1 protein-coding gene is annotated in these 373 nt (G+C 76.1%); it reads left to right on the top strand.

What is annotated here, in order from left to right:
• Positions 1–373, top strand: a 373-nt coding sequence (locus tag PUR61_RS26270) for a tetratricopeptide repeat protein (RefSeq protein WP_329881878.1), incomplete at both ends; no start/stop codon positions are given.

The raw sequence follows: 373 nt of genomic DNA, 5'->3' as shown, positions 1-373 counted from the left end.
CGCCAGGCCGGCCGACCCGACGAAGCCGTCACCGACCTCACCGCCGCCCTCACCCTCAACCCCGAGTACGCCTGGGCGTTCGCCGAACGGGGCGAGGCCCACCGCCAGACCGGCCGGCTGGAGGAAGCCGTCGCCGACTTCGACAGGGCGCTCGCCCTCAGCCCGGACCACGCCTGGGCGCTCGGCTCGCGCGGCCAGGCCCACCGCCAGGCCGGCCGACCCGACGAAGCCATCACCGACCTCACCGCCGCCCTCACCCTCAACCCCGAGTACGCCTGGGCGTTCGCCGAACGGGGCGAGGCCCACCGCCAGACCGGCCGGCTGGAGGAAGCCGTCGCCGACTTCACCGCCGCCCTCACCCTCGACCCCGCCT

It is taken from the genome of Streptomyces sp. BE20, assembly GCF_036322525.1.
GTDB lineage: Bacteria > Actinomycetota > Actinomycetes > Streptomycetales > Streptomycetaceae > Kitasatospora.
Note: the sequence above shows the minus strand (reverse complement) of the source record. Positions and strands in the feature narration are given on the sequence as shown.